A 26,752-nucleotide genomic window follows, 5' to 3' on the forward strand; every position below is an offset into this window, starting at 1 on the left:
CGGGAAACGGGGGAACCGCAACCAGAAACGAAACCCGAACCTCACCCCGAACCCCAGGCCCCACACAGGCCCCACACAGGCCCCCGGATGCAGTACCCGAGCCCGAGCCTGCCCCAGAGAAACCTCCCCAGAGAAACCTCCCCATGCCAGCCTCTCCATGCCAGCCTCTCCGCTTCTCTGGGCCCCAACGCTGCGGATTCGCCAACAGCATCTTCACACCGGCCCGGGGCCCGGCCGGCCCTCACCGGTCAGCGGGCGGGGTCGCGGCGGGCGACGGAGGCGAGATCGGCCTCGATGCGGGCCGTGGTCTCCAGGAGCGCGGGGAGCAGGTCGCGGCGCACGTCCTCGATGGAGGAGCGGTTGGCGTGCGCGGACACGTTGGCCGCGGCGATCACCCGGCCGCTGTCGTCGCGGATGGGCGCGGCCAGCGAGCGCAGGCCCTCCTCCAGTTCCTGGTCGACGATCGCGTAGCCCTGTTCGCGCACGCGCAGGATTTCCGCGCGTAGGTTGGCGGTGTCGGTGATGGTGAACCGGGTCAGCGGCTTGAGCTCCACCCGGTCCAGGTAGGCGGTGAGCTCGGTGTCGTCGTATCCCGCGATCAGGACCCGGCCCATCGAGGTGGTCGATGCGGGGAAGCGGGTGCCCACGGCGATGGACACGGCCATGATCCGCGAGGTGGCCACGCGGGCGACGTAGAGGACGTCGTCGCCCTCCATGACCGAAACCGAGGCGGACTCGCGTACCCGGGCGGACAGGTCCTCCAGGTGCGGCTGGGCGACGTCGGGCAGCCCGGCGGAGGCCACGTAGGCGTAGCCGAGCTCCAGAACGCGCGGGGTCAGGGAGAACATCCGGCCGTCGGTGCGCACGTATCCCAGATCCACCAGGGTCAGCAGGAAACGCCGGGCGGCGGCCCGGGTGAGGTCGGTGGCGCGCGCGACCTCGCTGAGCGTCATCGACGGGCGATCGGCCGAGAAGGCGCGGACGACCATGAGTCCCCTTTCCAGGGACTGAACGAAGTGGGCTCCGCGGTCGGGGGCGTCTTCGGTGGTCATGATGCCTTCCAGGTTTGGGGGCAGAAGGTGAGGCCGTGTCGCGGCGGGGCTTGGTCATCGAGATGTTCTCATACCGAACAGTCGGGGCATGCCTTGACCCTTCCTGTGATCGGCGCTACCGTCATACCCAGTTGTTCGCACTGTGAACATTCATTCGCTATACGAACGGGAGGGTCACTATGGCCGTGCCCCTGGGCGAGGCGGTTCGGCAGCTCATCCACGACGGGGACACCGTCGCCCTGGAAGGGTTCACCCACCTCATCCCCGTGGCAGCCGGGCACGAGATCATCCGGCAGGGCCTGCGCGACCTCACGCTGGTCCGGATGACGCCCGACATCGTCTACGACCAGCTCATCGGCGCCGGATGCGCGCGCAGACTGGTGTTCTCCTGGGGCGGTAATCCCGGCGTGGGCTCGCTGCACCGCTTCCGCGACGCGGTCACCGCCTCCTGGCCTGGCCCGCTGGAGATCGAGGAGCACAGCCACGCCGGGATGGCCAACCGCTACATCGCGGGCGCCTCCGGGCTGCCCTTCGCGGTCCTGCGCGGCTACAGCGGCACCGACCTGGTCGAGCACAACCCCAACATCAAGACAGTCTCCTGCCCCTTCACTGGCCAGGAACTGGCTGCCGTCCCCGCGCTCAACCCCGATGTCACCGTGATCCACGCCCAGCGCGCGGACACCGCGGGCAACGTGCAGCTGTGGGGCATCGTCGGAATCCAGAAGGAGGCCGCCCTGGCCGCCGACCGGGTCCTGGTCACCGTGGAGGAGGTCGTGGACGCCCTCGACCCCGTTCCCGGACAGGTGATCCTGCCCAGCCGTGTCGTGGACGCGGTGAGCGTCGTCCCCGGCGGCGCCGCCCCCTCCTACGCGCACGGCTATTACGAGCGGGACAACGCCGCTTACAAGGCCTGGGACACGATCGGCCGGGACCGTGAGGCCTTCACCTCCTGGCTCGCCGAACTCACCTCGACCGCGTCCGGTGCCACGGCCGCCGTGCTCTCCGGAGCCGCTCCGGCCACCTCGACCCCCACGGCGTCCGCCGCCCCGGACACCGGCGACCCCGAACCCGCTGGGAGAGGCGCGTGACCACCGTGACCTGGACGTCCGACGAGATCATGACCGTCACCGCGGCGCGCTCGCTGCGCGACGGGATGGCCTGCTTCGTCGGCATCGGCCTGCCCAGCACCGCCGCCAACGTGGCCAGTCGCACCCACGCCCCCGACCTGTGGATGATCTACGAATCCGGCACTCTGGGTGCGGCCCCCGATCACCTGCCGCTCTCCATCGGCGACGGGATCCTCGCCGACACTGCCGACGCCGTGGTCTCTGTCCCGGAGGTCTTCAACTACTGGCTCCAGGCCGGACGTATCGACGTCGGGTTCCTGGGCGCCGCCCAGATCGACCGGTACGCCAACATCAACACCACCGTCATCGGCGACTACGACGACCCCAAGGTGCGCCTGCCCGGAGCGGGCGGCGCTCCTGAGATCGCCGCCTCCTGCCGCGAGGTGGTCGTGATCATGCGGCACAGCCGCCGTGCGTTCGTGGACAAGGTGGACTTCGTGACCTCGGTGGGTCACGGGTCCGGCTCCGGCGACCGCGAACGGCTCGGGCTGACCGGATCCGGTCCGGTCCGGGTCATCACCGACCTCGGCGTGCTCGAACCCGATCCGCGCACCCGCGAACTCACGCTGGTGGGCGTGCACCCGGGCGTGGAGGTGGCGGCGGTGCGCGAGGCCACCGGCTGGGACCTGAGGATCAGCGACGACCTCGTGCGGACCCCGGACCCCTCCGGCGACGAGCTCTCCGTGCTCCGCTCCCTCACCGGGGCGGCCTGAGCGATGCGCCGTACACGGGAGCTGTCGGGGTCATGGCATGGATCCGAACCGAGGCGGACCGGGGTCGGAAACCTGGCCCAATACGATACCTAACACCGTTAGGTAATGGTGCCGGGGCCGCCCCGGACCCCGCCCGACGGGCCCGCACCACGGACCCACACCCCTCGAAACCAGGAGGCCCACGGTGACCGACGTCCACGTCCTCGACGCCGTCCGCACCCCCTTCGGCAAGTACGGCGGCGCCCTCTCCGGAACCCGCCCCGACGACCTCGCCGCGCACGTCATCAGCGCCCTCGTCGAACGCGCACCCGGCCTCGACCCGGCTGCCGTCGACGAAGTCCTCCTCGGCAACGCCAACGGTGCGGGCGAGGAGAACCGCAACGTCGCCCGCATGGCCGCTCTCCTGGCCGGGCTGCCGACCACCGTCCCCGGAGTCACCGTCAACCGCCTCTGCGGCTCCGGCATGGAAGCCGCCATCCAGGGCGCCCGCGCCATCCAGACCGGTGACGCCTCCCTGGTCATCGCCGGGGGAGCGGAGTCTATGAGCCGGGCCCCCTGGGTACTGCCCAAACCCGCCAAGGGCTTCCCCGCCGTCAACGCCACCCTGCACTCCACCACCCTGGGCTGGCGCATGGTCAACCCGCGCATGCCCCAGAAGTGGACCCTCTCCCTGGGCGAGAGCACCGAGGGTCTGGCCGGTCAACACGGCGTCAGCCGGGCGGACCAGGACGCCTTCGCCCTGGCCAGCCACGCCAAAGCCGCCCGCGCCTGGGCCGAAGGCACCTTCGACGCCGAGATCGTCCAGGTCGAGGGCGCCCGCCTGGACCGCGACGAGAGCATCCGCGAGACCTCACCCGACAAGCTCGCCGGGCTCAAACCGGCCTTCCGTGACGACGGCGCCATCACCGCGGGCAACGCCTCTCCCCTCAACGACGGCGCCGCGGCCCTGTTGCTCGGCGATGAGGCGGCGGCCGAGGCCACCGGCCTGGAACCCCTGGCCCGCGTGGTCAGCCGGGGCGTCGCCGGGGTGGATCCTGATGTGTTCGGCATCGGCCCGGTCCGTGCCGCGGAGATCGCCCTCGAACGCGCCGGGATCGGCTGGGGCGACCTGAGCGCCGTCGAACTCAACGAGGCCTTCGCGGCCCAGTCCCTGGCCTGCGTCCGTGCCTGGAAAGGGCTGGACCCCGACATCGTCAACCCCAACGGCGGAGCCATCGCTATCGGTCACCCGCTCGGCGCCTCCGGGGCACGCGTTCTGGGCTCGCTCGCCCACGAACTGCGCCGCAGGGGCGGAGGATGGGGTCTGGCCGCCCTGTGCATCGGGGTCGGCCAGGGCCTGGCCGTCGTCCTGCACGCCTGAGGTCGCATGATCCAGAGTCCGCGCCTGGAGTTCAACGCCCGACGGCACCTGGCCCCGGAAGCAGAAGGGGCAGAACCTGAAGTCGTGCCTCCCAGGGGCCGCGTCTGACAACGCGTGACTGATGTCCCCAGCTGCGGGCCCCGACCGTCCCGGGGCCCGCTCCGACGCTCCGAAAGGAAGCACCGCATGTCCACCACCTCCGGGCTCCACATCCCCGGGTATGTTCGCGATCACAACACCCACCCGCCGCTGGACTACCCCGGGTACAAGAGCACCGCGCTGCGCCACCCCCAGCGCCCGCTCACCCTCCTGCCGCACATGCTCACCGAGATCACCGCGCCCGTGCTGGGCCAGGACCGCCTCGGCCCCCACGACCACGACCTCACCCGCCAGCACGAGGGCGAACCCCAGGGCCAGCGCATCCTCGTGCACGGCCAGGTCCGCGACAGCGACGGCCGCCCGGTCCCGCACACCCTGGTGGAGGTCTGGCAGGCCAACGCCGCCGGCCGCTACCGCCACACCGGTGACAACTGGCCCGCCCCGCTGGACCCCAACTTCACCGGGGTCGGTCGGGTCCTCACCGACGCCGAGGGGCGCTATCGGTTCGTCACCGTCCGGCCCGGCGCCTACCCCTGGAAGAACCACCAGAACGCCTGGCGCCCCGCCCACATCCACTTCTCGCTGTTCGGGCGGGCCTTCACCCAGCGCCTGGTCACCCAGATGTACTTCCCCGACGACCCGCTGTTCTTCCAGGACCCGATGTGGCAGTCCGTTCCCGACGAGAAGGCCCGCGAACGCATGCTGGCCCGCTTCGACTACGACGCCACCGAACCCGAGTGGGCCCTGGCCTACAAGTGGGACATCGTGTTGCGCGGACGCGAACAGACCCTGTTCGAGTCCGAGGAAGAGATCCTGGAGGACGACGAGTGAGCGCTCACACCAACCAGCCCCAGGTACCCACCACCCCGTCCCAGACGGTGGGCCCCTACCTGCACATCGGCCTGCCCTGGCCGGACGGCCCCTTCGCCGTCGTCGAGGGCACACCCGGCGCGCTCTGGCTGCGCGGCACCGTCTACGACGGCGCGGGCGCCCCTGTCACCGACGCCCTCGTCGAGACCTGGCAGGCCGACCCCGACGGTCGCTTCGACCACCCCGACGACCCCCGGGGCGCACGTAGTTTGCCGGGCTTTCGCGGATTCGGCAGGTGCCCCACGGACGCCTCGGGCTCCTACGCGATCCTCACCCTCAAACCCGGGCCGGTCCCCGGGCCCACCGGCGACCAGGCGCCGCACGTCGACATCTCCGTCTTCGCGCGCGGCATGATGCACCGGGTCGTCACCCGCCTGTACTTTCCCGAGGAGGAGGCGGCCAACGCGGCCGACCCCGTCCTGAACTCCATCGGAGACCCGGCCGCCCGTGCCACCCTCGTCGCCGACCGGGAGGAGGGCGGATACCGCCTCGACATCCGCCTCCAGGGGGAGCAGGAGACCGTCTTCTTCGACATCTGACCCGCGTCGTCCGCCCGCCGACCGCTGCCCATCGAGCCCGCCCCGAGCCAGACAAGGACTTCCCATGACCGGCCTGTTCGACGGTGTCCTCAACCACGGCCCCCTGGGGTCGCTCACCGACGACACCGCCTGGCTCCAGGCCCTGCTCGACGCCGAGGCGGCCCTCGCCCGGGCACTGGCCGACACGGGTCACATCACGGACCAGCAGGCCGAGGCCGTCGCCGCCGCCTGCCAGGCCGACAGCTTCGACCCGGCCGCCCTGGGCAGGGCGGCCGCGGACGGCGGCAACCCCGTGATCCCCCTGGTCAAACAGCTCACCGCACACGTGCACCAGACCGATCCCGAGGCCGCCCGCCACGTCCACCGCGGTGCCACCAGCCAGGACGTCATGGACACCGCCGCCATGCTCCTGGTCCGCCGGGCCGGGCAGGTCCTGCGCACCGAACTGTGCGCGCTCATCACCGACCTGCACGCGCTCGCCGACCACCACCGCACCACACCGATGCCCGGCCGCACCCTGCTCCAGCAGGCCCTGCCCACCACCTTCGGCGCCGTCGCCGCGGGCTGGGCCGCGGGGCTCACGGGGGCGGCGGAGCGGCTCGAGGACGTGCTCACCCATCACCTGGCCGCCCAACTTGGCGGCGCCGTGGGAACCCTGGCCTCCCTCGAACCGCACGGCCCCATCGTGGCCGCAGCCTTCGCCGAACACCTCGGCCTGCCCGAACCCCTGCTGCCCTGGCACACCGAGCGCGGCCGTATCGCCGAGATCGCCGCCGCTCTGGGCCGGGTCTGCGGGGCGGTCGGAACCACCGCACAGGACATCGTCCTGCTCGCCCAGACCGAGGTCGGCGAACTCACCGAGGAAGGCGGCAGCGGGGTCGGCGGGTCCTCCACCATGCCGCACAAACGCAACCCGGTCGCCTCCGTCAGCGCCCTGGCCGCCGCCCGCCAGGCCCCTGGCCTGGTCGCAACCCTGTTCGCCGCGCAGATACAGGAACACCAGCGCGCCGCCGGGGCCTGGCACGCCGAGTGGCTCCCCCTCACCGACCTGATGCGGCGCACTGGCTCAGCGGTCTCTTGGCTGCGCGTGAGCGTTCAGCGTCTGCGCGTGCACCCCGACCGCATGCGCGCCAACCTGGACCTGACCGGCGGGCTGGCCCTGAGCGAACGCCTCACCACCGACCTGGTCCCCGAACTGGGTCGGCTGGAGGCCCACCGCAGGGTTTCCGGAGCCTGCCGGGAGGCCGTGGAACAGGGACGCGACCCCGTCGAGGTGCTGGCCGAACACCTCCGGGGCTTGCGCACTCGCGAGCGCATCAGTGCACTGCTGGACCCCGCCGCCTACCTCGGCGCCGCTCCCGTGTTCACCGACCGGGTCACGGGTAGGACCGGCCAGGCAGGCCCCAGCGGCACAGGGGCCAGCCCCGCCGACGCAGCAACCGGCCCGACCGACACAGAAGAAGGAACCGATGAGCGTTGACCTCCACCACCTCGTGAGCGGCCCCGTGGACGCACCGCCCCTGGTGCTCGCCGGGTCCCTCGGCTCGACCGTGGGGATGTGGGAACCCCAGGTCGAGGCGCTGTCCACCGTCTTCCGTGTGATCCGCGTGGACCTGCGCGGACACGGACACTCGCCCGTCCCGGAGGGGCCCTACAGCATGGCCGACCTGGGCGGGGACGTCCTGGCGCTGCTCGACCGGCTCGGCATCGAGCGCGCCCACTACGCGGGCCTGTCCATCGGCGGCATGGTCGGCCAGTGGCTGGCGGTCAACGCCCCCGAACGCCTGGGCCACCTCGTCCTGCTGGCCACCTCGCCGTACATGGGCCCCGCCCAGAACTGGCGCGACCGGGCCGCCCTGGCCCGCGACAAGGGCACCGCGGCCCTGGCCGACGCCGTGGTGGAACGCTGGTTCACCCCCGACTACGCCGCCGCGCACCCCCACGAGATCACCCGCCTGCGCGACCAGATCGTGGACACCCCGGATGAGGGCTACGCCGGTTGCTGCGGCGCCATCGAGCACCACGACACCCGCGAGGACCTGCACAGGATCACCGCGCCCACCCTGGTCATCGCCGGGGCCGAGGACCCCTCCACCCCGCCCGACCCCCACGGTGCGCTGATCGCCGAACGTGTGCCCGGAGCCCGGATCGTGGTACTCGACGGCGCTGCCCACCTGCTGTCCTGGGAGCAGGCCGCTCGGGTCAACACGCTCATCACCCAGCACCTCGCCGCCGCCGACCGCTACGAAGCCGGGATGCGGGTACGCCGCGGTGTGCTCGGCGACGCCCACGTGGACCGCGCCGAGGCCCGCAAGACCGCCTTCACCGAACCCTTCCAGGACCTCATCACCCGCTACGCCTGGGGCGAGATCTGGACCCGCCCCGGCCTGGACCGGCGCACCCGCAGCTGCATGGTGCTCACCGCCCTGGTCGCCCACGGCCACTGGGGCGAGGTGGCCATGCACGTGCGCGCGGCCCTGCGCAACGGCCTGACCCCCGACGAGATCGGCGAGGTCTTCCTCCAGGCCGCCGTCTACTGCGGTGTCCCGGCCGCCAACAAGGCCTTCGCCATCGCCCAGGAGGTCTTCGACGAGGAGGCCTCGGCCTGAACCCGCGGGGCCGGGAGGAAAGGAGATCCGCCTCCGGAAGGAAATTCGGAGAGTCTGCCGATTCGCCGGACAAAGGGCCGCCCGCCTCGGTAATGTGGCTTTCGAACACGTGAACGAACGTCGTCGATGTTCGACCGCGGAGCCCGCGGCAGTGGAAGGAACCCATGGACCACACCGAACAGGCTCTGCGTGAGCGCGGGGAGCGTTTCCGGGAAATGCACCGGGGGCCGGGCGCCTTTGTGGTGGCCAACGCCTGGGACGCCGGGACGGCCCGATTGCTGGCGGGGCTCGGATTCGCGGCCCTGGCCACCACCAGCGCCGGGCTCGCGCACTCCCTGGGACACCGGGACGGCGCCGGACTGGTCAGCCGGGAGCAGACCCTGGGCAACGCCGCGGCGATCGCGGCCGCCACGGACCTGCCGGTCTCGGCGGACCTGGAGAACGGGTTCGCTGACAGCCCCGAGGAGGTGGCTCGGACTGTGCGGGAGGCGGCCGGGACGGGGATCGTCGGTGGTTCGATCGAGGACACCACCGCTGACCCCGACGCCCCGATCCACGAGTTCGGGCTCGCGGTGGAGCGGGTCCGCGCCGCCGCGGAGGCGGCGCGGGCACTGCCCTTCCCGTTCACACTCACCGCCCGGGCGGAGAACTTCCTGTACGGCCGCCCGGACCTCGAGGACACGGTCCGCCGCCTGCGCGCCTTCGAGGAGGCGGGGGCGGACGTGCTGTTCGCGCCTGGGCTGCCGGACGCCGATGCCGTCCGAACCGTGTGCGCCGCGGTGGAGCGCCCGGTCAACGTCCTGGCGGCGGGGGCCGCGGCACAGATGTCGGTGGCGGAGCTGGGCGACCTGGGCGCACGGCGGGTCAGCCTGGGCTCGGGGCTGTCGCGCTCGGCGCTGACCGCGGCCCTGGCGGCCGCCCGCGAGGTCGCCGAGCACGGAACCTTCGCCCGGATAGCCGAGGCCAGCTCCAACCCCGAGATTCACCGACTGCTGTAAGCCCGGCGCCGACTACCGTTACCTCGCTCGCCCCGGCTGCTACCAGCCTCGCGCCTGGCTCGGCTGCTGGCTCTGCGGACCCTCTTCGTCGTCTGGGCGGGTCAGGGCTTGAAGGCCACTCCGGCCAGTTCCCAGCGCTTGATGTCCGCTTCCTTGGGGCGGGCGACCGGATCCCGGTCGGGGTGGCGCCAGGTGCTGCAGTCCACGGCGCGGGGGCCCTGGTCGCGCCCGTCGGCCCAGGGGCTGACCAGCTCCAGTCCGGCGAAGACCTGGGAGGCCTCCTCCGGGCTGCGCACCCGGCCCCACGGGGTGCCGAAGGACAGGATCTTGTCGGTCATCCAGGCGGCCGCCGCGGTGTCGTCCGAGACGATGTGGGAGAAGATCACGCAGGACCCGGGTGCCAGCCGGCCCATCAGGTCGCGCACCAGACCGAAGGGGTCGGACTCGTCGGGCAGGCAGTGCAGCAGGGAGACCAGCATGACGCAGACCGGCAGATCGGGGTCGATCAGCCCCTGCGCCTCGGGGGAACCGAGGATGAGGTCGGTGTCGCGCATATCGGCCATCAGGAAGGCGGTCCCGGAGCTGTCAGCGACCAGAGCCCTGCCGTGGGCCAGCACGATGGGGTCGTGGTCCACGTAGAGCACCCGTGCTCCGGGGTTGGCCCTCTGCGCCACCTGGTGGGTGTTCTCCCCGGTGGGCAGTCCCGCACCGAGGTCGAGGAACTGCTCCACCCCCCGGCCGCTCACGTACTCGACCGCGCGTCCGAGGAAGGCCCGGTTGTCCCTGGCGAAGGAGACCAGCTCGGGGATCCCCGCGGCGAGTACCTCACAGGCATCCCGGTCCGCCGCGAAGTTGTCCTTTCCTCCCAACAGGTAGTCGTACATCCGAGCGATGCTCGGAGTGTCCATGTCGATGTGAGGGGGGAAGCGATCGGCCATAAGGAGAGGTACCAATCAGGACTAGTCGTGCGGGTTCGTCTCCAGTCGAATCGTAACCATGTTTCGGTGCGCTTACCGGCGTTTTCCACAAGAAAAACAAGCGGATACTTCAGGGGTCCTCTTGAAGTGTCGAAAAGGGCTTCTCGGAACGGTCGAAACCGGGCAGGTGATCGGCGACATGGCCTGGCGCTGCGGCCCTGGCGCGGTCTGCGGTGTCCGCGGGCAGGAGCGGTGGAGGGGGAGGTGCGGGGGCTGACCAGAAGGCCGCCGGGGAAAGGGGATCTGCTGTTTGTGCCTGGGCGGCGAAAACGCCATCACCAGCTCCGGGGTGTTCTTCGGAAAGACGTGTGGGGTGATCGTCGGCCAACGCCGCTTCTCGAGCCGAAGGTCCCTTTGTTCCGGCAGGGAGGTCCCTGACCAGTTCCACCAGCGTCCGCCGTTCCCGGCCCGCCCAGCGGGTCAGGACGAAGGGGTCGCGGTCGGCCTCGGCGCCCAGCGCGGCGGCGGTCACCGACAGGTGCGCGCACCGCCCCCGCCAGTGGTCGCAGGAGCAGGTCGCCACCAGTGCGCCCCAGCCGCGCGGCACCAGGTCCAGGCCGAGCAGTCCGAACACCCGGGCCGCGGCGTCGGGCAGTTCACCGGAGAGCAGCCGCGCTCGGAACAGCGGCTGCGAGGCCAGTGCCGCGCACACCTGGACCCACTCCTCGTCGGCCCACACCGTGCGGATCAGGCTCACCTCGTGCCCCCGAACCCGGGCGAGCACCTCGCCGGGCCGCACCGAGAACCGTTCCACGGCGGCGGCGCCCGGGCCGTCACCGGGACCGCCCAAGGCCTCCCCGACCAGCTCCGACCAGCTCATCCCGACACCGCCTCCGGCGCCAACCGAACCACCTCGCGCAGATCCTCCACCGACAGTCCGCCGAGCCACTGTTCCCCGGTGGCCACCGCGCCGTCGGCCAGCGCGCTCTTGCGTTCGATCATCTCGTCCACCCGTTCCTCCACTGTGCCCACACACACCAGCTTGCGCACCTGCACGTCCCGGCGCTGTCCGATCCGGAAGGCGCGGTCGGTGGCCTGGTTCTCCACCGCCGGGTTCCACCACCGGTCCACGTGCACGACGTGGTTGGCCGCGGTCAGGTTCAGCCCGGTCCCGGCCGCCTTCAACGACAGCAGGAACACCACCGGACCCGACACCGTCTGGAAGTGCTCGGTCATCCGCTCGCGGTCGGCCCGGGAGGTGCCGCCGTGCAGCCACAGCACCGGAACCCCCAGCTTGGAGCGCAGGTAGGGCGCCAACCTCTCGCCCCAACGCGCGTACTGCGTGAAGCACAGCGCCTTGTCGCCCTCGGCCACGGCCTCGCCCAGGATCGACTCCAGCCGGTCGAGCTTGCCGGACCTGCCCGACAGCACCGAGCCGTCTCCCAGGAACTGGGCCGGATGGTTGCAGATCTGCTTGAGCCGAGACATGGTCGCCAACACCAGCCCTTTGCGCTCCTTCTCGTCCGCCTCGGCCATGCGCTCGGCCATGTCGTCCACCACCGCCTTGTACAGCGAGGCCTGCTCGGGGGTGAGCGTGCACCAGGTGCGCATCTCCTGCTTCTCCGGCAGGTCCGCGATGATCGAACGGTCGGTCTTGAGGCGGCGCAGCACGAACGGACCGGTCAGCCGACGCACCAGGTCGGTGCCGTCCCCCGCGCCCTCCTCGGCTTCGGCCCGGTCGGCCACCGCGCGCTGGAAGTCGGCCGCCGTGCCCAGCAGCCCGGGGTTGGCGAACTCCATCACCGACCACAGCTCGCCCAGGTTGTTCTCCACCGGGGTGCCGGTGAGCGCGATCCTGGTCGCCGCGGGCAGCGAGCGTACCGCCCGTGCCTGCCGGGTGGAGTGGTTCTTCAGCGCCTGGGCCTCGTCGCAGACCACCCGGTGCCAGGGCATCCCCGAGAGCTCGTCCGAATCCCGAGCCACCACCCCGTAGGTGGTGACCACCAGGTCGCAGGCGCCCACGATCCGGGCCAGGTCGTTTCCGGTCGGCCGGTCCGGGCCGTGCTGGACGTGCACCCGTAGCCCCGGAGCGAACTTCTCCGCCTCGCGCCGCCAGTTGCCCACGAGGGAGACCGGGCACACCAGCAGGGTCGGCCCGGACGCGGGGGCCTGCGCGCGTTCGTCGGTGAGCAGGGCCAGCAGCTGCACGGTCTTGCCGAGCCCCATGTCGTCGGCGAGCACCGCGCCCAGCCCCAGCTCGCCCAGGAACCGCAGCCAGGCCGAACCCCGGTCCTGGTAGGGGCGCAGCTTCCCCTGGAAACCGGGAGGGGTGCCCATGGGACGCGGTTCGGCCTTGGCCTCGCCGTCGAGCAGGGCGCCCAGCGGGCCGTCTGCCACCACGTCCGCCACCGGCAGCGGGGTCTCCGCGACCCCGATCGCCGCGCGCAGCGCCTCCTCGCGGCGCATCCGCCCGCGTCCGCCGCCGCTGCGGCGCATCAGTTCCAGGGCGGCCTCGACCCGTTCGGGGTCCATCTCCATCCACCGGCCGCGCACCCGCACCAGGGAGCGCTTGAGCCGGGCCAGCTCGGCGAGCTTGTCCAGCTCCTCGGCGGCCAGGGGCTCGCCGGAGCCGGGACCGCGCAGCAGCGCTTCGAAGGAGACGTCCACGAGGTCGGTGGGGCCGACCCCGCCGCGCCCGCGCTTCTTCGGCTCCTCGTTCACCGTCATTCGCAGTTCGAGGGCGCCGCGCCCGCTCCACTCGGGAAGGATCACCCCGAACCCCGCCGAGGTCAGCCGGGCCGCGGCACCGCCCACGAAGGACTGAGCTCCGGCGGTGTCCAGGAGGAGCCGGGTCGGGGCCAGATCGCCCAGGGTCCGCCGGAGGGCGGGCAGGTGGCGTACGGCGCGGCGCAGGTCGGCCAGGGCGGTGGTACCCACATCCTCGGGCAGCCAGGCGGCGCCCTCGCCGAGCCAGACCTGTTCCAGGGGAAGGCGTAGACCGGGGTCGCTGGTGGAGCGCACCCAGAACTCCACGGTCCAGGGCCGAGGGCCGCCCCGGGAGCTCTCGGGTTCGGGCTCGCGCAGCACGAACAGCAGCTGGGCCCGGCCGCCGCCGCGCACTCGGGAACGCCATTGGCGCAGGGGGCCGCGCAGCGCCTGGGCGGTGCCGTCGTCCACCCGGGTGCGCTGCCCGGTGAGCGCGTTCGCCAGCCGGGCGGCGGGTGTGGTTTCGGGGTCGTGGGCCGTGCCAGGGGCGCCTGCGTCGTCACCGATGCTGGGGGAGTGCCGCTTCGGCGCGGTGGCCAGACGGCGGGCGGCGGCGTCGGTGAGCAGCTCCAGCGGGGCCAGCACGCAGACGCGGGCCGCATCGCCCCGTTCGTGCGGATCCAGGTGGGCGGTGGCCGCGGCGGGCAGGGTGTCGGTGAGCGCCGCCAGGTGGGACTCGGCGGTGTCCAGCGGGGCGGGCCGCCAGCGTGCGTGGGGCGGTTGTCCGACCAGGTCGGGCAGGACGCCCCCGGCCAGGACCAGCCGCTCGGCGAAGGCGTGTACCGCCCGCAGATGGGTCAGGGCGGGGCCCGCTGCGACGGGAAGGTCGTCGAGCATGGTGAGCAGAGTGTCGGCCTGGGCCGCGGACAGCGCCAGAGACGGGACCCGCCAGGGCCGGAGTTCGGCGGGCGCCGTGTCGGTGGAGTCGGAAGGCGCGGGGGAGACCGCGGTGCCGGGCAGGACAAGCACCAACGCGGCGCCGTCGGGGGACCCGGGGACGATCCCGGCCTTGGCGGCTACCTCGCGTAGCTCCGCAAGGCTTACGGCGAAGGGGTGCGCCCCCGCCAGGGGCTCCTCCTCGTGTTCACCCTCGCCCCAGAGCACCAGTGTGTCCCTGGACCACACCCCGTGCAGAACCCGCACCACACCTCCCGTGGAGAAAAGCGAACGTCGTCGGCCCCAAGTATCGCGGGGACCGACGACGTTTTCGCACGTGCGGGTCGGGAGCGCAAGACTGCCGGGTTCCCGGACCGGAGCGCGGATCAGAGGTTGGCGGGCACCTTGTTGCCGACCGCCTCGATCCCCTCCTTGAGGTTGGTGCGCCACAGCAGGATCCCGCCGATGATGAAGAACACCACCAGGGAGAAGATCGCGGTGCGGAACCCACCGGTCAGGTTGACCACCAGGGTGATCGAGGCGGCGCCCAGCAGCACCGAGCCCCGGTCGGCCAGCTGGAAGAGGCTGAAGTACTCCGCTTCGCGGCCGCGCGGGATGAGCAGCGAGTACAGTGCCCGGGCCAGTGACTGGGTGCCGCCCAGGACCATGCCGATGCCCGCGCCCAGCAGCAGGAACAGCACCGGGTCGCCCGGCGGAAGGTAGTAGCCGCAGGTGACCAGCCCGCACCAGACGACCAGGCTGGCGAGCACGGTGTTCTTGGTGCCGAAGCGGCGGCCGATCCAGCCCATCAGCAGCGCGCCCGCGAAGGCGACGAACTGGATGAGCAGGATGGTGGCGCTGAGGACCGCCAGGGACAGGCCCAGGTCCTGGCTGGCGAAGCTGCCCGCGAAGTAGATGACGGCCTGGATGCCGTTGTTGAACAGCACGAACGCGATCAGGAACAGCAGGGTGTTGCGGTACTTGCCCATCTCGCGCAGAGTGCGCCAGTACTGCTTCAGCGAGGCGCCCAGCTTGGGCGGTCCGGGTTCGGCGGCGAGTTTGCCGTAGCGGTTGCGCAGCAGGCGGATGCCGATGATCGAGAACAGCAACCACCACACGCCCACCGACGCGAAGGCGATGCGTACGGCGTGGCCCTCGTCAATGCCCAGGGCGTCGGTGGAGGCCAGCAGCCCCATGTGCGCGGCCAGCAGGAGTCCGCCACCCAGGTAGGCCATCGCCCATCCGGTCACCGACACGCGGTTGCGTTCGTCGGCGGTGGCGATCTCCGGCAGGAAGGCGTTGAACACCACCAGGGACATGCCGTAGAAGGTGTTGCCCAGGATGAACAGCAGCACCGCGACCTGGTAGTCGCTGGTGAAGTACAGCCCGCTCACGCACAGCGAACCCAGGGCGGCCAGCCAGAGCAGCCAGCTCTTCTTGTGCTGGGTGTGGTCGGCCAGGGCCCCCACGACGGGCAGCATCACCAGCAGGATGAGCCCGGCGACCGTGGTCACCAGGGGGTGCAGCGAGTTCGGGTGCACGCTGAACCACTCGACCCCGAGCGGGTAGAGCGCCAGACCGGGCTGGGTGCAGTCACCGCTCGCTCCGGCCTCGGCGCAGGCCAGCCCGGACAGGTAGGGGCCGATGAGCACGGTGACCACCGAGGTGATGAACACCTGGTTGGCCCAATCGTAGGTGTACCAGCCGCGCTGTTCGCGCTTGCGCTGCTGCGGGTCGGTCGACGGTGAGTTGTCCGCTGCCGGCGCAGAGGGTGTGGAGGCCATGTGAGGGGGCTATCCGTTCTTCGGGGTTCTCGTGCTGCCCTGGGTCTTGCCCTGCTTGCTGCCCGGGTTCCAACGGCCGCGGCGACGGAGCACCTCGCGCAGCCCGGCGGTGTTGTCGGTGACGATGCCGTCCACCCCCGCGTCGAGCAGCCGCTCCATCACCTCGGTCTCGTTGATGGTCCACACGTGGACCTGCATGCCGAGCCGGTGGGCGGCGCGGATCACGTCCCGGCTGAGCAGCGGGAAACCGTTGTGGCTCAGCGGGATCTGGGCGCAGACGGGTGCGCGGCTGGCGGCGGGGCGCAGGAGGGGCGACAGCGAGGCCAGCCGGAGCCGGGCCACGTCTACCGGGCCGCAGGAGGTGGCCACGCGGGGCCCGTACAGGTGGCGGGCCCGGTCCAGGCGGTCCTGGTCGAAGGAGCCTACGCACACCCGGTCCCAGGCGTTGGTGCGGCGGAGCACCTCCAGCAGGGGCAGGACGGCGCCGTCGGCCTTGAGGTCGATGTTGAAGCGGGCCTCGGGCCAGGCGGCGAGCAGGTCCTCCAGGAGGGGGACGGGCTCCTTGCCCGCAACCCGGGCGCGGGCGACCTCGCGGTAGGGCAGCGCGGAGATGGCGCCGCCCCGGTCGGTGGTGCGGTCCAGGGTGTCGTCGTGGAAGGCCATGAGCACGCCGTCGCTGGTGGCGTGCACGTCCGTCTCCAGATACGTGTAGCCGAGGTCGACGGCGTGCTGGAAGGCCACCGCCGTGTTCTCCAACTCGGTGCGGCGCACGCCCTGGTCGTCGGTGAGCCACCCGCCCCGGTGGGCGAGGGCGACAGGCACGGGGGAGGAAAGGTACGCGTGAGTCACACTCTGAAGTATGACGGTTCCCGGGCGGGTGCTGTTCGTCCCCGCCGCGCTGTGCCGAACCGGCCCTGGTGGTGCCCGAAAAGTCGGAAAGGTCTAGATGCGTCCGGTCGGGCGTCGATAGGGTCCGGGTGTGATGTCCCTCGCCGGGGCTACTCCGGCCAGGGGCACCTCCGTAGCCAAGGGAAGGAGACGGCGGACCGCGCCACCGTGTGGCCGCCACTCGTGTATGAAACCCGCTGACATCGCTCACCTGCACAGCATCAGCGCACCATCACTGTCCCCCGACGGTGACCGGGCGGTCTTCGCCGTGACCCGGCCGGACCTGGAGGAGGACGCCTACCTCGGCTCCCTGTGGAGTGTGCCCACCGACGGCTCCGAACAGCCCCGCAAGCTCACCCGCGGTGACCGGGACAACGCGCCCGTCTACTCTCCCGACGGCCGCTGGATTGCGTTCCTGCGACCCGACGAGGGCAAGCGTCCCCAGATCCACGTCCTGCCCGCCGACGGCGGCGAGCCGTGGAAGATCACCGACCACCCCCTCGGGGCGGGTGCCTTCAGCTGGAGCCCCGACTCCGCCCGCCTGGCCTACAACGCGCGGGTACCCGAGGAGAAGCGTTATGTGGACGGCACGCCGGACAAGGAGCCGCCGCGCCGGATCACCGCTCTGAAGTACCGGCTGGACAACCTCGGTTTCACCAACGACCGGCGTCAGCACGTCTTCGTCAGCGCGCCCGTCGACCCCTCGGGCGAGCCCGGCGAGCCGGTCCAGGTCACCGACGGGGACTACGACTACGGCCGACCGGTCTGGACCCCGGACGGCACCGCCCTGGTGTTCGACGCGGCCCTGCACGAGAGCCGCGACACCGACCTGGTCAGCGATGTGTGGGCCTGCCTCCCCGAGGCCGGGGCCGAGCCGCGGCGGATCACCCGGGGAGAGCTCTTCGCGGGGGAGGTGAGCCTGTCCGAGGACGGCGCGACCGTGTACTTCCTCGGTGACGAACTGGGCCCGGAGCTCGTCGACTTCGCGGGCCGGGTGACCGGTCTGTGGTCGGTGCCCTTCGACGGTTCCGAGGAGCCCCGGCGCCTGACCGGTACCGAGGACCCCCGGATGGGCGTGCGCACCCAGGCGACCGGGCGGGGTGTGCTGGTCGCTGGTGAGAACCGGGGCGCGGTCGAGCTGTACCTGGTCAGCCCCGGCGGGGTGCGCACCACCCTGCTGGGCGGCCACGTGGAGGTCAGCGGCTTCGACCACGCGGGCGGGGTCACCGTCGCGGTGGCCGGCGGGGTCCGCGACAGCGGTGAGCTGTACGTGATCACCGAGGACGGCACCCGCGCGCTGACCTCCTTCGCCGATCCCGCGCTGGACCCGCTGACGCCGACCGAGCTGACCACCCGCACCGCGGACGGCAACGAGGTCCACGGCTGGCTGGTGGTGCCCGAGGGCCAGGGCCCGCATCCGGTGGTGCTCATGATCCACGGCGGCCCCTTCGCCCAGTACGGCTGGCAGATCTTCGACGAGACCCAGGTCTACGCGGCGGCCGGGTACGCGGTGCTCTACTGCAACCCGCGCGGTTCGTCGGGCTACGGGCAGGAGCACGGGCGGGCGATCATTGGGTCGGTGGGCGCGGTCACCTCCGTCGACGTCCTGGCCTTCCTGGACGAGGCGCTCAAGGACGAACGCCTGGACGCCTCCCGGGTGGGTGTCATGGGCGGCTCGCACGGCGGGTTCATGACCTCGTGGATCGCCGCCCACCACGGTGAGCGCTTCCGCGCGGCCATCAGCGAGCGCGCGGTCAACGCGATCGAGAGCTTCCACGGGGCGTCCGACATCGGCTTCTTCTTCCCGGAGCCGTTGTACGGTCCGCCGCAGAACTGGGCCAAGGAGAGCCCGCTCACCTATGCGGACCAGATCGACAAGCCGTTCCTGATCATCCACTCCGAACAGGACTGGCGCTGCCCGCTGGAGCAGGCCCAGCGCCTGTACGTGGCGCTCAAGCGGCGCGGGCACGAGACCGAGATGCTGCTGTTCCCGGGTGAGGGGCACGAGCTGACGCGTTCGGGTCTGCCCAGCCACCGGGTGGCCCGGTTCGAGGCGGTTCTGGACTGGTGGGCCCGCCACCTGTGACCTCGGGTCGGTGAGGCCGAGGGGCCGGGCGTCATCGCTGCCCGGCCCCTTCCCTTCTTTAATGTGATACGCATCACGGTCAAGTCGGCGCTTGGTGTGGTTTTGGTGCGATCTGGTCGGGAACAAACCTTCGCCACCCGCGCCCCCGGCGGGCTTCCCGGGCGTGACGCGCTCCGCGCGAGGCGGGTGGGTTGCCCACCGGGAAGTAACGAAAGGGTCGCGTGCGGTCCAGGGGATGAATTAGTGTTCCCCCAGGTCGGAACGCCCCAGTTCGTCGCCACCAGGGTGACAGCGTCCGGCTTGCCGTTGCACTCTGCTCAACAGCTGTCCTTTTCCCATGAGCAGAGGCCGTCACAACGCCCGGTGTCTTCTCGCGACCCTTCTCGTCGCCGCCGGATCCCCCTCTCCGCGCATCCCCACGCCGTCCCTCGGTGTGCCTTCGGGATGCCCAAGTGCCGGTAAACGGGTGTGGGAGAAAGGCAGTCGGTGCTTTGACTCGCAACCCCGAACCCACGCGTCGTATCACGACGGTCGGCTTCGTCGCCCTCGGCGCCGTGATGCTGTCCTCCGGTGTGGCGCTGGCCGACCCGACCGAGTCGGAGGCCCGTGAGCGCTACGAGGAGCTCCAGGAGGAGCTTTCGGAGCTGAACGCGGTCTACAACGAGGCCCAGGAGGACCACGCGGCGGCCGAGGCCGAGCTGGAGGACCTCCAGGAGCAGCTGGAGCAGGCCCAGAAGGAACTGGAAGCCAAGTCCGGCCAGATCTCGGTCATCGTGCAGGGCGCCTACACCGGCGCCACCCACAACCCGATGGACGTCCTGTTCGGCGGTGACGCGGACAGCGCACTGCAGAACATCGCCGACCTTGACTTCATCTCCGAGGGCCAGCAGACGACCCTGGCCGACTACGTGACCGAGGTCGACAACACCGAGCAGCTCCACAGCGCTGCCGAGGCCACCGAGCAGGCCGCGGCCGAGTCCCTGGAGGCAGCCGAAGCGGCCGTGACCCAGAGCGAGACCGCCCTGGAGGAGCAGGCCGAGGTCCTGGAGAGCCTGGGCGGGGTCGACCCCACCGCAGGGGAGGCCACCGAGGCCACCGACGACAACGGCGCGGCCGGTGACAGTGGCTCCTCCGGCGGCACCGCGGCCGTCTCCGGTAACGTCCAGGCCGTCCTGGACTTCGCCCGCGCCCAGATCGGCAAGCCCTACGTGTGGGGCGGCACCGGCCCGAACGGCTACGACTGCTCCGGCCTGACCCAGGCTGCCTGGGCCCAGGCCGGGGTGAGCCTGCCGCGGGTCACCTACGACCAGGTCAACGCGGGGACCCCGGTCTCGCGCGACCAGCTCCAGCCCGGCGACCTGCTGTTCTTCTACAGCGTCTCGGCCCCGAGCCACGTGGGAATCTACTCCGGCAACGGCAACATGATCCACGGCTCGAACCCGTCGAAGCCGCTGGAGGAGGTCAACCTGGCCGCCTACTGGGATGGCGTCTTCACCAGCGCGGTCCGCCCGGGCTGACCGACCCGGGTCATCTGCCCCCCGGCCCGCATCCAGTGCGTGGAGTGCGGGCCGGGGTTCCACCAGTAGGGAAGGCCGCGTATTCTTCGGCGCATGGGACGTCTTCTGCTCAAGGTCGCTGCGGGTGTCGCGGCCGTTATCGCCCTCTTCTGGCTGCTGTCGGTGATCATCGGCCTGCTGGTGTGGGTCGTCATGATCGCCCTGGTCGTCGGGATCGTCTTCCTCGGCGTCCGGATGCTCAATTCCGAGTCTTCGGGCCGCTGACCGATGCCGGGGTTTCAGGAGACAGGGTTTTCAGGAAGTACGGGCGGCCACGGAGTCCACGGCCGCCCGTAGCGCTGTCCGGAGCAGATGGGGTCCGTCCGCTCCGTAGCTGATGACCAGCGCGGACCTGCCATCGCCGAGGCCTTGCCGAAAGGCCGAGAATCCTTCCAGGGCCAGCCCGCGCAATGCGGCCTCTGCGCACACGTCCTCCTCACGTACCGCCTCGGGCAGCTCCATCAGACAGTGCGGTCCGGCCACCGGCCCCGACGCCGGGGCCGGTGGCGGTCCCGCAACCTCCGGACATTGCGGTCGTAGCGGTGTGACGTGAGGAAAGCGGCAAGGGTCAACTGGCCGAGCGCGTACCGGCCGCCGCCGAGCAGCTCCACGGGGCGGACCGCCGCCGGCCCGGCGCGCGCGTGCGGGGTCGCGGTGACAGGGCTCGGGTCGCGCCACGCGGATACAGCGGGGCGGAACTCACTCTCTGTGGGGAAACATCGCTATAGTGACTCTGTGTCACTGAATAAGCACGTAGGGTCTCATGTTGACGGGGTGTCGCACCGTGGCCGGGTGGAACGGGTCGCCGCCCGCGTCTTCCGCAACGACTGGAGCGCGCTGACACCCCCCGCCACCGGACGCTGGACGCCGGAACTCACCGTCAGCGTCATCATCCCCGCCCGCGGCGGCCAGGACCGGCTGAACCTGGCCCTGGCCTCGCTCTCCGCCCAGACCTACCCCGAGCAGCTCTTCGAGGTCGTGGTCGTCGACGACCACTCCGTGCCCGCCCTGACACTCCCCGAGCACCGACCACGGCGCTGCCGGGTGGTCAGTGCGCCCGACGGCGGCTGGGGCGCCGGATACGCCCGCGCCTACGGCGCGCACTCCAGTACCGGCGACATCCTGATGTGGATGGACGCCGACATGATCGCCTGCCCTGAGTTCGTCGAGGCCCAGGCCCGCTGGCACCACGTCCACGCCGAATGCGTCACCCTCGGCCGCGTCCGCTTCTCCGCCACCGAACCCCGAGGCCCCGAAGAACTCCTGGCTGCTGCCCGCTCCGGCGACCTCTACCGCGACCTGGACACCGGAGGGCGCCACAACTGGATCGAGCGCCTCCTCACCCAGAGCGACTACCTGCGCGACGCCGACCACCTCGGCTTCCACGCCTACCTGGGTGCCGCGGCCGCCGTGCGGCGCAGCCTCTACGAGGCCGCCGGGGGTGTGGACCCCGACCTGGACCTGGGGCAGGACACCGAGTTCGGCTACCGGCTCTGGCAGGCCGGGGCCGTCATGGTCCCCGAGCGCACCGCCACCGCCTGGCATGTGGGCCCGGCCTCGACCGCCCGCACCCGCCTGCCCTCGGAACGCTTCCGCACCGAGGTCCTGGCCGAACTCATGCCGCACCCGCACGCCTATCGCGAACGGGTCCCCGAACCGCGCCGCCGCACCCCGCTGGTGCACGCAGTGGTGGATGTGTCCGGAGCCCCCTACAACCTGGTCCGCGGCTGTGTGGACCGGCTGTTGGGCGGAACCGAGACCGATCTGACCGTGACCCTGGTCGCCGACTGGGAGGGCGCTGAGGCGGCCGCCGGGGGATGCGAGGGACCGAAGCTGGACCTTCGCCTGGTTCAGGCCAACTACCTGCGCGAACCCCGAATCTCCTTCGCCTCCACCGCGCCCAGGACCGGCTTTCCCTCACCCTTCCTCCTCCAGGTCCCGGTCGCCTGGGGGGTGGGCGAACTGGCCCTGTCCCGCCTGCTGGCCAGCGCCGAACGCGCCCGCGCCGGACTCACCGAACTCTTCCTGGCGGCCTCGCCCACCCGCGACGCCGGGGTCCGGCTGTGGCGCACCCGCGCCCTGGCCCGCGCCATGCGGGTGTGCGGGGACGAGGAGGACCTGGCCGACGTGGTCGCCGAACTGCACGGCCGCTACCGGATCCACGGCGGCGAGGGCACGCTCATCGACCTCACCCTGCACCGTTCGGTCCCGCCCCCGCCCCGCGCGGCACTCAGATCGGAGAACTCTGAAGGCACCGTGCCGGGCACCGAAGATGTCCGGCACGAGGACGCCCGACCCAAGGAGAACGGTTTCGCGCAGGGCTTTGCCGAAGGCGCTGACGAAAGTGCCGGTCAGGAGGCACGGCCGCGGCGGCGGGGACTGCGTGCCCGACTGCGTTCACTGTGGCACCGCGCCTGCCGGGCTTGCGGGCGGGAGATGCCCGACGAGGCGGACGGGCAGAGTCGAACCTGGGGGTCCGACCGCTGACGGGCAGGTGGGGGAAGGCACCGACCAGTGCGGGCGGACCCCGCCAAACACCACGGCACCCGCCGAGAGAAGATCACCGAGCGCGACGCGGTCAGTGCGTAAGGTACCCGATCGCAAGCGTGAAACGGGCGCGCCACCGCTGTGACGTGCCCGAAAATCCTGCTTCCGGCGGGTGATTCACCCCCACCGGAGCCGCATCAGGAACCGATCGCCTCGATGGAGGCCAGCAGCTCGGCACGCAGGGTGTCGTTGACCGGGGTGGAATCGGTCTCCTCGGAGACCTCGGCCTGACCCTCCTCGCTCACCACGTACTTCAGGAACGCCTTGACCCGCTCGGCCTCCTTCTCGTCCGGGTAGTCCAGGCACACCGTCTCGTAGCTGACCAGGACCATCGGGTAGCTGCCCGGCTCGGTGGTGCCGTAGTCCAGCTCCAGGGCCAGGTCGAACTCGTTGGTGTTGTCCTCGCGGCGCGGGGAGTCGGCCACGACCTTGGCGGCCGCTTCGGGGGAGATGTCGACAAACTCCTCGCCCACGCCGATGCTCGCGGTCGACAGACCGTGCAGGTGGGACATCTCCACGTATCCGATGGCGCCCTCGGCCCGCGAGACCGTGTCGGCGATACCGCTGTTGCCCTGCGCGGACTCACGCGGGGTGATCGGCCACTGCCCGTCGGACTCGTGCGGCCAGGAGTCGGGGGCAGCCTTGGTCAGGTACTGGGTGAAGTTCTTCGTCGTGCCGGAGTCGTCGGCCCGGTTGACCGGTGTGATCGCCAGGTCCGGAAGGTCCAGCTCCGGGTTGTCCTCGGCGATCTCCGGATCGTTCCAGCGGGTGATGTCCTGGTCGAAGATCCGCGCCAGGGTGTCCGGGCGCAGGTTGAGCTGCTCGACGCCCTCCAGGTTGAACACCACCGCGATCGCCACAATGTAGGCGGGCAGGTTGATGGTGTCGGAGCCGTCGCAACGCGCCAGGGCGTCGGCGTTCTCCTCGGGGTCCATCGCCGCGTCGGTTCCGGCGAAGGTCACGGCGCCGTCGATGAACTGGTTGCGGCCACCACCCGACCCGATCGAGTCGTAGTAGATGCGCGCGTCCTCGCAGGCCGACTGGTAGCCCGCGATCCACGTCGTCATCGCGTTCTCCTGGGCGCTGGACCCGGAGCCGTGCAGGCTGCCCGAGAAGCACTCCAGGTCGTCGGGGACGGCCGGCCCCGAGCCCTGGACGGCGTCGTCGCTGCCACAGGCCGTGGTCGCCAGCAGAAGCCCGGCCAGCGCGGCCGAGGCCGCACCCCGGTAGGCGCTCGAACGGTCCTTGGTGCGGGTGTGCTTGTTGGACGGGAGCACGCTGCTTCTATCCCCTTCGTCGGTGTCGGTGGTCCTCATTGTCTTCACCGCTCGCCACCGGTTCCCGGCGCGTTGTCGCTGGTAATGGAACACCGCCGAAGAATTTAATCATTACCGGACGACCTTCCCCAACGCGGGTGTGTGCGGAACCGGACGCATCCATGGCGCACCGGGGGACGTCAGGTGGACGGCAGGTGAACGAGGAGTTTTCCGCCGGTGAAGGTTGTCGGCAGGGTCGGTCCGCGGCGGGTCGGAGACGGTCGTGCACGAGTGGCCCGGACCATGCATGACACGCCGAACCGGCGGGCACGGAACCTGCGTGATCAGTGCGCACAGTACCTCCGTGAACGGCCACCGGACACCCGCGTCGACCTACCGGTTGCAGCTACGACCGGGTTTCGGTCTTGCCGAGGCGGCCGAGCTGCTCGACCACCTGCACCGGCTGGGGGTGGGTGCCGTGTACCTGTCACCCATCCTCACCGCGACCCCAGGCTCCGACCACGGCTACGACGTGGCCGATCCCACACGGGTCTCCGAGTCACTGGGCGGTGAACGGGCCCACGCCGACCTCGCCGCCCGCGCGCACGCGCTCGGCATGGGGGTGGTCGTCGACATCGTGCCCAACCACATGTCCGTGGCCCGCCCCGACGCCAACCCCTGGTGGTGGGACGTCCTCGAACACGGCCGCGACTCCGTCTACGCGCGGTGCTTCGACGTCGACTTCGACTCCGGGCCCGTCCTGGTGCCGGTCCTAGGCGACGACGGAGACGACGGGCGCGCGGCCCTGAGCGAGCTCACCCTCGCCGACGGCCACCTGGTCTACTTCGACAAACGCTTCCCCCTGGCCACGGGCACCTTCACCCCCGGCGACAGCGTCACCGACGTTCACGAACGCCAGCACTACCGGCTGGTCTCCTGGCGGCGCGGCGACATCGAACTCAACTACCGCCGCTTCTTCGACGTCGACCACCTCGCCGCCGTACGGGTCGAGGACCCCGGGGTCTTCGACGCTGCCCATGCCGAGATCCTGCGCTGGGCCGACGAGGGCAGGGCCGACGGGCTGCGGGTGGACCACGTCGACGGCCTCAGCGACCCCGGCGGCTACCTGCGCCGGCTCGCCGAACGCTTCCCCGGGTGGATCGTGGTCGAGAAGATCCTCGCCCCCGGCGAGACCCTGCCCGCCTCCTGGCCGGTGGCCGGGACCACCGGCTACGACGCGCTGCGCACCGTCTGCGGGGTCTTCGTCGACCCCGAAGCCGAACCCGTCCTGACCGCCCTGGCCCGCGAACACGGCGTGCCCACCGACACCGCCGACGTCGACCACCAGGCCCGCTCACACGCCGCCAACGAACTGCTGCGCGCCGAGGTGCGCCGGATCGCCGCGCTGCTGCCCGCATCGGAGCACACCGAGGAGGCCGTGGCCGAACTCCTGGCCTCCTTCGACGTCTACCGGTCCTACCTGCCCGAGGCCGAACCCGCCTGGACGCGCGCGGTGCGCACCGCCGCCGAACGCCGCCCCGACCTCGAAGCGGTCCTCAAGACCCTCGACCGCGCCGTGCGCGAGGACCCGCACGGCGAACTCGCCCGCCGAGTCCAGCAGACCAGCGGCATGGTCGTGGCCATGGGTACCGAGAACACCGCCTTCTACCGCAACACCCGCTACGTGGCGCTCAACGAGGTGGGCGGTGACCCCGCCGAGTTCGGGGTCAGCGTGGCCGCCTTCCACGAGGCCAACCTGCACCGCGAGGCGGCCGAACCGCACACCATGACCGCGCTGTCCACCCACGACACCAAACGCTCCGAGGACGTACGCGCCCGCCTGACGGTGCTCTCCGAGATCCCCGGCGACTTCGCCGACGCCGTGCGCCGCTGGAGCGCACGCGCCCCGCTGCCCGAACCCTCGCTGGACCTGCTCGGCTGGCAGACCCTCCTGGGCGCCTGGCCGATCAGCGACGAACGCCTGGTGGAGTACCTGCTCAAAGCCGCCCGGGAGGCCCGCCTGGGCACCTCCTGGACCGCCCAGGACCCCGACTTCGAGGACCGCGTCCGCGCCTGGCCCGGCCTGCTGCGCGCCGACGCCGACCTGTACGCCGAAGTCAGGGCGATGGCCGAGTCCCTGGACCGGCCGGGGTGGAGCAACTCCCTGGGCCAGAAGGCCGTCCAGCTCCTGGGCCCGGGCGTGCCCGACGTCTACCAGGGCACCGAACTGTGGGACCTGTCCCTGGTCGACCCGGACAACCGCAGGCCGGTCGACCACCGTCTGCGCGCCGAACTCCTCTCCCGGCTGGAGTCCGGGTGGAGGCCCCCGGTGGACGAGACCGGAGCCGCCAAACTCCACCTGGTCCGCACCTGTCTGCGCACCCGCGCCGAACTCCACCCCGGCGGCTACCTCCCGCTGGCGGCCGAGGGCCCCGCCGCCGACCACGCCCTGGCCTTCGCCCGCACCGTCCGGGGCTCGCACGGACCCGCGCTGGCGGTGGTGGCCACCCGGCTGCCGGTGACCCTGGCCGACGCGGGCGGTTGGGGCGAGACAGTGCTTCCGCTGCTGCCGGGGGAGTGGACCGACCGGCTCACCGGCCGGACCCTGGCGCCAGAACGCATGGACGGCCTGGTCACCGCCCATCTGGCGGAGCTGCTCGACCGCTACCCGGTGGCGGTCCTGGTCAGGAGCTGAGCGCGAAGGGCCGG

General features: G+C 71.4%; 21 protein-coding genes. 13 read left to right on the forward strand and 8 right to left on the reverse strand.

Annotation, left to right across the window (positions count from 1 at the left end; translation table 11 throughout):
* Window positions 1–248: 248 nt before the first annotated feature.
* Window positions 249–1,052 (reverse strand): IclR family transcriptional regulator domain-containing protein, encoded by an 804-nt coding sequence (locus tag D457_RS0107395; protein ID WP_017580012.1) that lies wholly within the window; start codon window positions 1,050–1,052, stop codon window positions 249–251.
* Between the two features lie 179 nt (window positions 1,053–1,231).
* On the opposite strand from D457_RS0107395, the gene D457_RS0107400 reads away from it, so the two are divergent.
* The 8 genes from D457_RS0107400 to D457_RS0107435 all read left to right on the forward strand — a co-directional run bounded on the left by D457_RS0107400 (window position 1,232) and on the right by D457_RS0107435 (window position 9,367).
* Entirely contained in the window at window positions 1,232–2,140 is a 909-nt protein-coding gene (locus D457_RS0107400; RefSeq protein ID WP_017580013.1) for a CoA transferase subunit A, read from the forward strand.
* Entirely contained in the window at window positions 2,137–2,892 is a 756-nt protein-coding gene (locus tag D457_RS0107405; protein WP_017580014.1) for a CoA-transferase subunit beta, read from the forward strand. Before D457_RS0107400 ends, D457_RS0107405 begins: the two co-directional genes overlap by 4 nt.
* A gap of 184 nt (window positions 2,893–3,076) precedes the next feature.
* The gene (locus tag D457_RS0107410) at window positions 3,077–4,252 is read left to right on the forward strand and encodes a thiolase family protein (protein ID WP_017580015.1); all 1,176 of its coding nucleotides are present in this window, start codon (window positions 3,077–3,079) and stop codon (window positions 4,250–4,252) included.
* Between the two features lie 186 nt (window positions 4,253–4,438).
* A complete protein-coding gene (gene pcaH, locus D457_RS0107415; RefSeq protein ID WP_017580016.1) occupies window positions 4,439–5,182 on the forward strand; it encodes a protocatechuate 3,4-dioxygenase subunit beta in 744 nt (247 codons plus the stop codon).
* Window positions 5,179–5,760 (forward strand): protocatechuate 3,4-dioxygenase subunit alpha, encoded by a 582-nt coding sequence (gene pcaG, locus D457_RS0107420; protein WP_017580017.1) that lies wholly within the window; start codon window positions 5,179–5,181, stop codon window positions 5,758–5,760. The genes pcaH and pcaG overlap by 4 nt, the downstream gene beginning before the upstream one ends.
* Window positions 5,761–5,824: 64 nt before the next feature.
* Window positions 5,825–7,240: a 3-carboxy-cis,cis-muconate cycloisomerase gene (gene pcaB / locus D457_RS0107425; RefSeq protein ID WP_017580018.1), complete on the forward strand. Its 1,416-nt coding sequence runs from the start codon at window positions 5,825–5,827 to the stop codon at window positions 7,238–7,240.
* Window positions 7,230–8,369 carry a bifunctional 3-oxoadipate enol-lactonase/4-carboxymuconolactone decarboxylase PcaDC gene (gene pcaDC, locus D457_RS0107430; protein WP_017580019.1) on the forward strand — a complete coding sequence of 380 codons (1,140 nt, stop codon included), beginning with the start codon at window positions 7,230–7,232 and terminating at the stop codon, window positions 8,367–8,369. Before pcaB ends, pcaDC begins: the two co-directional genes overlap by 11 nt.
* A 164-nt stretch (window positions 8,370–8,533) precedes the next feature.
* Complete coding sequence (locus tag D457_RS0107435; protein ID WP_017580020.1) at window positions 8,534–9,367, forward strand: isocitrate lyase/PEP mutase family protein; 834 nt, start codon at window positions 8,534–8,536, stop codon at window positions 9,365–9,367.
* Between the two features lie 101 nt (window positions 9,368–9,468).
* Here D457_RS0107435 and D457_RS0107440 read toward each other — a convergent pair whose 3' ends face one another.
* The 5 genes from D457_RS0107440 to D457_RS0107460 form a co-directional block, all read right to left on the reverse strand.
* Window positions 9,469–10,305, reverse strand: coding sequence for an SAM-dependent methyltransferase (locus D457_RS0107440; protein ID WP_026116429.1), 837 nt, complete (start codon window positions 10,303–10,305; stop codon window positions 9,469–9,471).
* A gap of 109 nt (window positions 10,306–10,414) precedes the next feature.
* The gene (locus D457_RS0107445; protein ID WP_017580022.1) at window positions 10,415–11,164 is read right to left on the reverse strand and encodes an SWIM zinc finger family protein; all 750 of its coding nucleotides are present in this window, start codon (window positions 11,162–11,164) and stop codon (window positions 10,415–10,417) included.
* The gene (locus D457_RS0107450) at window positions 11,161–14,193 is read right to left on the reverse strand and encodes an SNF2-related protein (protein WP_017580023.1); all 3,033 of its coding nucleotides are present in this window, start codon (window positions 14,191–14,193) and stop codon (window positions 11,161–11,163) included. Before D457_RS0107450 ends, D457_RS0107445 begins: the two co-directional genes overlap by 4 nt.
* A 119-nt stretch (window positions 14,194–14,312) precedes the next feature.
* Window positions 14,313–15,710, reverse strand: coding sequence for an MFS transporter (locus D457_RS0107455; protein WP_017580024.1), 1,398 nt, complete (start codon window positions 15,708–15,710; stop codon window positions 14,313–14,315).
* Between the two features lie 9 nt (window positions 15,711–15,719).
* The gene (locus D457_RS0107460) at window positions 15,720–16,559 is read right to left on the reverse strand and encodes a glycerophosphodiester phosphodiesterase (protein ID WP_017580025.1); all 840 of its coding nucleotides are present in this window, start codon (window positions 16,557–16,559) and stop codon (window positions 15,720–15,722) included.
* Between the two features lie 226 nt (window positions 16,560–16,785).
* On the opposite strand from D457_RS0107460, the gene D457_RS0107465 reads away from it, so the two are divergent.
* From D457_RS0107465 to D457_RS36385, 3 genes are all read left to right on the forward strand, one after another.
* Window positions 16,786–18,684 carry a S9 family peptidase gene (locus D457_RS0107465; RefSeq protein WP_017580026.1) on the forward strand — a complete coding sequence of 633 codons (1,899 nt, stop codon included), beginning with the start codon at window positions 16,786–16,788 and terminating at the stop codon, window positions 18,682–18,684.
* 491 nt (window positions 18,685–19,175) lie between these two features.
* On the forward strand, window positions 19,176–20,201 hold the full coding sequence (locus D457_RS0107470) for a C40 family peptidase (RefSeq protein WP_017580027.1): 1,026 nt from the start codon (window positions 19,176–19,178) through the stop codon (window positions 20,199–20,201).
* 93 nt (window positions 20,202–20,294) lie between these two features.
* Window positions 20,295–20,465, forward strand: a complete 171-nt coding sequence (locus D457_RS36385) for a membrane protein (RefSeq protein ID WP_017580028.1) — start codon at window positions 20,295–20,297, stop codon at window positions 20,463–20,465.
* A gap of 30 nt (window positions 20,466–20,495) precedes the next feature.
* Here the strand turns inward: D457_RS36385 and D457_RS36630 are convergent, their stop codons facing one another.
* The gene (locus D457_RS36630) at window positions 20,496–20,702 is read right to left on the reverse strand and encodes a hypothetical protein (protein ID WP_026116430.1); all 207 of its coding nucleotides are present in this window, start codon (window positions 20,700–20,702) and stop codon (window positions 20,496–20,498) included.
* A gap of 312 nt (window positions 20,703–21,014) precedes the next feature.
* Between D457_RS36630 and D457_RS0107485 the strand changes: the two genes are divergently transcribed.
* On the forward strand, window positions 21,015–22,727 hold the full coding sequence (locus D457_RS0107485; RefSeq protein WP_017580029.1) for a glycosyltransferase: 1,713 nt from the start codon (window positions 21,015–21,017) through the stop codon (window positions 22,725–22,727).
* Window positions 22,728–22,924: 197 nt separating this feature from the next.
* Here D457_RS0107485 and pstS read toward each other — a convergent pair whose 3' ends face one another.
* Window positions 22,925–24,103 carry a phosphate ABC transporter substrate-binding protein PstS gene (gene pstS, locus D457_RS0107490; protein WP_017580030.1) on the reverse strand — a complete coding sequence of 393 codons (1,179 nt, stop codon included), beginning with the start codon at window positions 24,101–24,103 and terminating at the stop codon, window positions 22,925–22,927.
* A gap of 283 nt (window positions 24,104–24,386) precedes the next feature.
* On the opposite strand from pstS, the gene treY reads away from it, so the two are divergent.
* On the forward strand, window positions 24,387–26,738 hold the full coding sequence (gene treY, locus D457_RS0107495) for a malto-oligosyltrehalose synthase (protein WP_394297034.1): 2,352 nt from the start codon (window positions 24,387–24,389) through the stop codon (window positions 26,736–26,738).
* Window positions 26,739–26,752: the final 14 nt, after the last annotated feature.

Source organism: Nocardiopsis valliformis DSM 45023, assembly GCF_000340985.1.
Lineage (GTDB): Bacteria > Actinomycetota > Actinomycetes > Streptosporangiales > Streptosporangiaceae > Nocardiopsis > Nocardiopsis exhalans.

What these genes read in the sequence shown, in the direction of transcription:
- D457_RS0107395 (WP_017580012.1), bottom strand. Translation starts at nt 1,052, where the DNA reads ATGACCACCGAAGACGCCCCCGACCGCGGAGCCCACTTCGTTCAGTCC.
- D457_RS0107400 (WP_017580013.1), top strand. Translation starts at nt 1,232, where the DNA reads ATGGCCGTGCCCCTGGGCGAGGCGGTTCGGCAGCTCATCCACGACGGG.
- pcaH (WP_017580016.1), top strand. Translation starts at nt 4,439, where the DNA reads ATGTCCACCACCTCCGGGCTCCACATCCCCGGGTATGTTCGCGATCAC.
- pcaB (WP_017580018.1), top strand. Translation starts at nt 5,825, where the DNA reads ATGACCGGCCTGTTCGACGGTGTCCTCAACCACGGCCCCCTGGGGTCG.
- pcaDC (WP_017580019.1), top strand. Translation starts at nt 7,230, where the DNA reads ATGAGCGTTGACCTCCACCACCTCGTGAGCGGCCCCGTGGACGCACCG.
- D457_RS0107435 (WP_017580020.1), top strand. Translation starts at nt 8,534, where the DNA reads ATGGACCACACCGAACAGGCTCTGCGTGAGCGCGGGGAGCGTTTCCGG.
- D457_RS0107440 (WP_026116429.1), bottom strand. Translation starts at nt 10,305, where the DNA reads ATGGCCGATCGCTTCCCCCCTCACATCGACATGGACACTCCGAGCATC.
- D457_RS0107445 (WP_017580022.1), bottom strand. Translation starts at nt 11,164, where the DNA reads ATGAGCTGGTCGGAGCTGGTCGGGGAGGCCTTGGGCGGTCCCGGTGAC.
- D457_RS0107455 (WP_017580024.1), bottom strand. Translation starts at nt 15,710, where the DNA reads ATGGCCTCCACACCCTCTGCGCCGGCAGCGGACAACTCACCGTCGACC.
- D457_RS0107465 (WP_017580026.1), top strand. Translation starts at nt 16,786, where the DNA reads ATGAAACCCGCTGACATCGCTCACCTGCACAGCATCAGCGCACCATCA.
- D457_RS36385 (WP_017580028.1), top strand. Translation starts at nt 20,295, where the DNA reads ATGGGACGTCTTCTGCTCAAGGTCGCTGCGGGTGTCGCGGCCGTTATC.
- D457_RS36630 (WP_026116430.1), bottom strand. Translation starts at nt 20,702, where the DNA reads ATGGAGCTGCCCGAGGCGGTACGTGAGGAGGACGTGTGCGCAGAGGCC.
- pstS (WP_017580030.1), bottom strand. Translation starts at nt 24,103, where the DNA reads ATGAGGACCACCGACACCGACGAAGGGGATAGAAGCAGCGTGCTCCCG.